Origin of the sequence: Chamaesiphon sp. OTE_8_metabat_110 (genome assembly GCF_031382685.1) — a bacterium.
Taxonomy (GTDB): Bacteria; Cyanobacteriota; Cyanobacteriia; order Cyanobacteriales; family Chamaesiphonaceae; genus Chamaesiphon.
In genome coordinates, this window is the sequence record NZ_JANMZA010000343.1 from 1 (window position 1) to 4,188 (window position 4,188).

Sequence of the window (4,188 nt, forward strand, 5' to 3'; positions counted from 1 at the left end):
GATACGTCCGAGCGATTCGGGATAGCCGATTGCGGTTTCGGCAAACGGCGTAAAATTGGTCTGAGTGGGAATGTGTGCGACTTGTTCGCTAATTTGGGAGATGAGATTTTTCCAGTTGTCGCGGCTGGTAGTAGCTAGCTGTTGCGCGTTGACTAATTCGCTCGGGTTGAGATCTAGCTGACTGCTAGCGACATCGCCATATTCGTGGCGATGTCGCTCTAGTGACTGCTTATACTCACAAAAATTATAGGTTTGCGAACATAGTCTAAAGATACTCCGCCGATGGCGTAACTGGATGTCACAAACATTTACATAGTCCAGAATTTTCGGTTTGCGGAACGTGCGCTGATAGGCGTCGATTTCCATCACTTCTTCAAAAATTGGCATTATTCCCGTGACGATCTGAGTGATTTCCGACCAGTTAAAATTAAACGTCCGCAGCTCGCCACGATCGTCCGTACAGACGATTTCGCCTTTGGGATGGAAGGATTGAAAATGTCCGACTTGAAACACGTACATCTGCTGTGTATCGTGTTGCGAGATACAAAAACAGGGAATCCCAGCCGCCAATAATCGATCGCGATAAAACTGTAATTCGCCCATTTGTCCCAACCGATATAGCCGCCAGCCTCGGCTGGGTAGCTGAAGTTTGGCACTGTAAGGATCGATTTCCATAATTGCCGCAAATTGCTTGACGACGGCTTGCTTGTGTTCTAAGGACATCGGTTCGAGTACCAAAAATCCTGGCTCGCTGTTTTGAGCGATGCCAGCTTTGGCTGTGACTAGCTTTGCTGCTTGGATTTGGGCTTGAAGCTGCTCGATCCGCCCGATGCCTTGACGCGCTTCGGTGGCGATCTTCCGATTGACAGCATGTTGGAGCAAGGATCGATAAACTGCGAGGGCTTTGTCGAGCTGGTCTGTTGCTTCATGCAATTGTGCTGCATACAATTGAACTCGGTGGTCGTCTGGTCGCTCTAAAATGAGTGCAGCGATCAGTTTGGCGGCAGTTTGATAGTCCTGACGATTTAGGGCAGAAGCCGCTTGCTCTAACATAAATTTAGGATAATTAATGGCATGAAGTAATCTCAAACAATCGTCTTGAGGAGTTAGCCCGATTCGAGACAACAGTTTTCGATGGTTGGCGATGATGGCTTAGTCGAATCGGTAGCTCGTAGATAATAAATAGTTTGAACTTTTGTAAAAAACGTCATTATCGAATCGATCGACTGCTGCATCTCTATTAGGATGCCCGATTGTCGATCGGAATTTAACTAACAAGGATTTTTCGATCGCGTAGCGTCGCACTCGTCGAGTTAGTAGCCCCCAATCCGGTTCGGTTGGTCGGGAAACTGGGGCTTCAGCTTAGCATCCGCTGCTTGGTTGCGCTGTCTTGACCCAAACACATGCGGAGGGAACCTCCGCGTGATTTGGGTCGCTGTCTTGAAAAGGTGCTCTACTTGGGGAAACCCCAAGACCGCACTTTTCGCAAACCGTCGGGAAACCCGACGAGCGCGCATCCGCAATTCTCAATTCTCAATTCTCAATTCTCAATTAATTTAAAATGCCTCTAGACTCATTGACTCCCAGCCACGGAATTATCCTGGGATTGCTACTTGGTTTTGCGATCGCTCATAGCGGACTAGCCGCGCTGCGCCCTTGGGCAGAGCAGAAAATCGGCGCACGATTGTATCGCGTCATATTCGCATTAGTGAGTATTCCATTTGCGACTATCCTGATTATTTATTTTTTCAACCATCGCTATGATGGCTGGCAATTGTGGCAGGTACAGGGTACCCCTTGGATCGAGCCGCTGGTTTGGATCTTGTCATTTGTTTCATTTTTATTTCTCTATCCAGCTACCTTCAATCTGCTCGAAGTCGCCGCTGTCCTCAAACCGCAGGTGCGCATCTATGAGACAGGCATCATGCGGGTGACGCGGCATCCGCAGATGGTCGGGCAATTAATTTGGTGCATCGCCCACACCCTCTGGCTGGGGACGAGTTTTACATTGGTGACTTCGATCGGCTTGATGCTACATCATTTATTTGCAGTCTGGCACGGCGATTATCGGCTAGGAAAGCGGTACGGCAAGGAATTTGAACTAGTTAAGGCGCGCACCTCGATCGTGCCGTTCCTGGCGATTCTAGATGGCAGACAGCAACTAAAGCTAGCGGAGTTTCTGCGTCCTGCCTATGTTGGCGTAGTAGCGTTTGTATTATTGTTTTCATGGGGACACCCGTGGTTGATTCAGATGACTGCGCGGGTACCCTTTTAAAGGGCGATCGATTAGCTAATCGAGGGCGATCGATTCTACCTTCGCTCTCATATTGTCTCGATCCCTCATACTTATTCGCCGATCCCTGTAGACCAATCGCGATAATTAGCGTTAAAATGATTAGCTATATAAGAAAAGATTTAATATTCACTTAATCGTGTTGTATGATCCATTTTGTAACAGATTTGAATTTCAAAGAGCGGGTTTTGACTTCATCGATTCCTGTACTAGCCAATTTCGGCGCACCGTGGTGCGGATTGTGCAAAGCGATCGAACCGACATTAATTGACTTTCACGATCGCTGGGACGGGCAGATTAAGTTAGTTAATGTCAATGCTGATGACAATCTCAAATTGGCTAGTACTTATAAACTAAGAACGCTGCCGACGTTGATTTTATTTACTAACGGCAGAATCTTGGATCGGTTAGAAGGATTTAACAGCAGACAGGAACTTCGCGATAATTTGGATCGCATGACGAGAATTGCTACGATGAACTGGCTAGTGAGCGAGCGGGGGAAGTCGATGCAGATCGACTGGCGATTGGTAGCAACTGAATAAATCGCCCGCTCGAATCCAGCCCTTAACTCAGACTGGATTCGACGATGAATAAGTAGGTAGGCGCAATTATTTATGAAATAGATTATGCCTGAAACCTAGTTGATGGACAGCGGCTTTACCCTTTCCCCTTTACCCTTTCCCCTTTCCCCCCTTTCAACAAGTCTTGCTTATCACCATAACTGCTGGAGAACCTAATTATCTTTGAGTTTGATTTTGGTAGTGGATTCGCGTTTGAATTGTTGTTTGCGGAGATTGTCGATTCGATCGTTAACTTGTTTTTGGAGTTCGCCGCGATCGACACGTTTGCTATAAATTTTGAGATACTTAATAGCGTCTTCGGTCTTGCCATCGCTTTCTTTGATTCTAGCGAGCGCGAGATAGTCCTGAGTCGCTACCATCGGCGCGATTTCATTGTAACTTCTAATTAGTTGCGGCACGACGATCGTGGCTAAGAAAACTAAGAAGATAAACGATATTTTGGCATCTGGTTTCATTGATTCAACCAAATACATCGTCAGCGCAAATAACAAGACCATTACTATTAGCATAAATAATAAATGTGGGTCTTGGAGCAATACATTAGACGATTGTTCGACAGCCGCCGTATGCGTGCCGATCGTATATCCAACCAGTGCCGTAGTAGTAGGTAACGTAAATTGCCGCAGCGTCGAACCTTTGCCACTGAGATGAAAAATTAGTGACATAATACTGGCAATACTGGCAGCGAACGTCCAGATAGTCATGTTGTGGATCCCAGTTTTTGTCAAATATAAATTACCGATCGACAGTTAAAATCTGTGCGATGGATATCGCGAGCCATATTAACATGCATTGGGATAAACTTTCTGTTAGGATTTTTAATCTTTTAGCCATGTTGCGCCAATAGTGGAGCCGCTGCTAAGAGTTCTTGAGTATAAGGTTGTTGGGGATTGCTGAAAATCTGTTGCGTGTCGCCCATTTCCACGATTTGACCGCGATTCATCACGGCAATCCGATCGCACAAAAATCTCGCCAGCCACAGATCGTGGGTGATAAATAGATAGGTAAGCTGATGTTCGCGTTTGAGTTCGAGCATGAGATCTAAAATCTCGGCTTGAATCGTGGCGTCTAACATGCTCACAGGTTCGTCACAAATGACTAATTTCGGCTTAGTAATCAAGGCGCGGGCGATCCCGACGCGCTGCTGCTGTCCGCCAGAAAGCTGGTTGGGGTAGCGATCGAAGTATTCAGTCGCCGGGTTTAAACCAACGCGTTCGAGCATTGCCAGGACTTGCAATCGCGTCTGCGCGGGCGTAGCATTTATCTCGTGAATGATTAAGGGATCGGCGATACTTTCACCGATCGTCATCATCG

5 protein-coding genes are annotated in these 4,188 nt (G+C 46.8%); 2 read left to right on the forward strand and 3 right to left on the reverse strand.

Annotation, left to right across the window (positions count from 1 at the left end):
- Positions 1-1,053 (reverse strand): tetratricopeptide repeat protein (locus tag RMO52_RS12575; RefSeq protein ID WP_310414630.1); only part of this gene is annotated, 1,053 nt, incomplete at its 3' end.
- Positions 1,054-1,561: 508 nt separating this feature from the next.
- Here RMO52_RS12575 and RMO52_RS12580 point away from each other — a divergent pair.
- On the forward strand, positions 1,562-2,275 hold the full coding sequence (locus tag RMO52_RS12580; RefSeq protein ID WP_309741501.1) for an NnrU family protein: 714 nt from the start codon (positions 1,562-1,564) through the stop codon (positions 2,273-2,275).
- Between the two features lie 164 nt (positions 2,276-2,439).
- Complete coding sequence (locus tag RMO52_RS12585; protein WP_310414632.1) at positions 2,440-2,835, forward strand: thioredoxin family protein; 396 nt, start codon at positions 2,440-2,442, stop codon at positions 2,833-2,835.
- A gap of 191 nt (positions 2,836-3,026) precedes the next feature.
- Here RMO52_RS12585 and RMO52_RS12590 read toward each other — a convergent pair whose 3' ends face one another.
- Positions 3,027-3,578 (reverse strand): hypothetical protein, encoded by a 552-nt coding sequence (locus RMO52_RS12590; RefSeq protein WP_310414636.1) that lies wholly within the window; start codon positions 3,576-3,578, stop codon positions 3,027-3,029.
- A gap of 122 nt (positions 3,579-3,700) precedes the next feature.
- Positions 3,701-4,188 (reverse strand): ABC transporter ATP-binding protein (locus RMO52_RS12595; protein WP_310414639.1); only part of this gene is annotated, 488 nt, incomplete at its 5' end.